General features: G+C 65.1%; 1 protein-coding gene and 2 pseudogenes. 2 read left to right on the top strand and 1 reads right to left on the bottom strand.

Annotation, left to right across the window (positions count from 1 at the left end; genetic code table 11):
* Positions 1–506 (bottom strand): annotated as a pseudogene (locus DM816_RS41580) (IS1380 family transposase); the annotation flags it as partial.
* Between the two features lie 169 nt (positions 507–675).
* Here DM816_RS41580 and DM816_RS41575 point away from each other — a divergent pair.
* Entirely contained in the window at positions 676–1,566 is an 891-nt protein-coding gene (locus DM816_RS41575; protein ID WP_246002749.1) for a tyrosine-type recombinase/integrase, read from the top strand.
* A 314-nt stretch (positions 1,567–1,880) separates the two neighbouring features.
* A pseudogene (locus DM816_RS41570) lies at positions 1,881–2,270 on the top strand (DDE-type integrase/transposase/recombinase); the annotation flags it as partial.

Below are 2,270 nucleotides of genomic sequence, written 5' to 3'. Positions count from 1 at the left end.
TGCAGCAGCCGGTAACGCAGTTTCTTGGGCTCGGCGCGGGCCAGCTCACCGTCGAGTAGCAGGAGCTGGGTCCAGCGGGTCAGGTCGATGCCAGCCAAGGCGAGTTCCAGCCACGCGGCGTTGATGGGGAACTGGCGGGAGGGAAAACGGCCGAGGCCCGAGGCTTTACCGCAGCGGATGCGGTCCTCGACCCTGGCGTGGCCGCGGTGGCGGATCTCCAGATATTGGATGGAGCTGCCGCCTGCCACGGACGTGTCGGTGGCGAACACCTGGTGCCGCCACCCCTCGATGGTGTCGAACAAGTCCAGCTGCGAGCCAGGGTGTGGCCGTTCCCGCCGGCAGATCAGCCGGGTCCCGGCCGGTTATGCGGCCAGCACATCCGCTGCGACCAGATGGGTCAGCTCCACCACCTGGGCACCGTCACGCAGGTCGCCTTCTGCGTCCAGGGCGGGTATCCAGGCGCTGGCATGGACGATCGCCTGCCGGATGGGTTCGGTGATGGGCACGGCCATAGACGGCCGGAACGAGACAACGAGCCTCACCGAGCAACCCGACACGGGACCGCTCGCAAGGTCACCCAAAGTGGGGAGCTAAACCAAGCAGAACTGAGGAGTCCTGCGATCCGTATTGGAGGGCCTTACGAGGAACCTCGATGGCAGCCCCACCGCCTCAAGCGTGGTCAGTCGTCAGCGAAAGATCCTCAACACCGCGATTGAGTACGCCGTTGAGCTGAAAGCGCTGGCAGCCAACCCGATCCCTGCTCTCAAGTGGACGGCACCAAAGGTCAGCCACAACGTAGACCGGCGATCAGTTGCCAACCCGACCCAGGCGCGCACACTGCTGCATGCGGTACGCGCCTACGGCCGGACCGGGCCGCGAGTCGTGGCGTTTTTCGGCTGTCTTTACTTCGCCGCGCTGCGGCCGGAGGAAGCCGTCAGCCTGGCCAAACACAACCTGTCGCTACCCAAAGAGGGGTGGGGAGAGCTGCACCTTGAGATGGCCGAGCCACACGCCGGCAAAGAGTGGACCGACAACGGGAAGAACCGCGATCGCCGCCAGCTCAAGCAGCGCGCTGTAGGCGAGGGTCGCACCGTCCCGTGCCCGCCCGAGCTAACCGCACTGCTGCACTGGCACATGGAGACCTTCGGTACGACGCCGGACGGGCGGCTGTTCCGAGGTGAGCGCAATGGAGAGGAGCTGCCCAAAGGGACGATTAATCGAGCGTGGAGGGAAGCGCGTAAGACCGTGTTCACTCCCGATGTGCTGGCGTCGCCGTTGGCCGCGACGCCGTATGACCTGCGCCATGCCGCTGTTTCGACATGGCTCAACGCGGGCGTGCCACCCGCCGACGTCGCCGCGTGGGCTGGTCATTCGGTAGAGATCTTGCTGAAGATCTACGCCAAGTGCCTTGACGGGGGAGCAGAGCTCCTGCGGAAGCGGATTCAGGCCGCTCTAGGCCATGATCCCGCCGCCCAGGGCTTCGGTACGTCCTCGGTAAAACTGGCCGTGGGTGACCAGAAATGGCCGGTGACAGTCGGACACATGTATGAAGCCCCCGATCCGTAAAACGGCTGGTCGGGGGCTTCATTTTGGCTGATGAGGGACAGTTGATGTTGGGTGCCCCCGGCGGGTCCCGTCAAACGTGGGAACGCGATTGCGGCGGACGCGGTGGAGATCGTGGGTCGGTGGCGCCTGGCTGAGCGGTAGGCGTTTGGTGATGCTGGCCCAGCGGGCGGAGCGGAGACACGCCAACGTTGTTGATGTGGTCTCGATAGTGATCGGGCTGCTGGCGTTTGCATCGAACCAGCCTGGACGCAGCATCCGGTTCATTCAACGGCAATTATGTCGGTAACGGATGGCACACTGTGTCTGTGGATGCCTGGGCGTTGGACTTTGAGGTCGACGTCACGGTCGACGGCCGGCAGGTCCGGTTCCTCAACATCATCGACGAGTACACCCGCGAAGCTCTGGCCACGACGGCGGCCCGCTCGTTCACCGCCGATGCCACCGTGGCCGTCCTGGACGGCCTGGTCGCCACGCTGGGCCGCAAGCCTGCGCACATCCGCATGGACAACGGCCCGGAGTTGACCGCACACGCCCTGACCGACTGGTGCCGCTTCACCGGCGTGGACCCGGCCTACATCGACCCCGGCTCGCCGTGGCAGAACGGCACCTGCGAGTCGTTCAACGGCCGGTTCCGCGACGAACTCCTTGTCTGCGAACAGTTCAACACGCTGCTCGAGGTCCAGGTCTTGGCAGAGGACTGGCGA

Origin of the sequence: Allorhizocola rhizosphaerae, from assembly GCF_003426775.1 — a bacterium.
GTDB classification, from domain to species: domain Bacteria; phylum Actinomycetota; class Actinomycetes; order Mycobacteriales; family Micromonosporaceae; genus Allorhizocola; species Allorhizocola rhizosphaerae.
The sequence above is the reverse complement of the archived record's forward strand: the minus strand, read 5'-3'. Positions and strand labels throughout refer to the sequence as shown.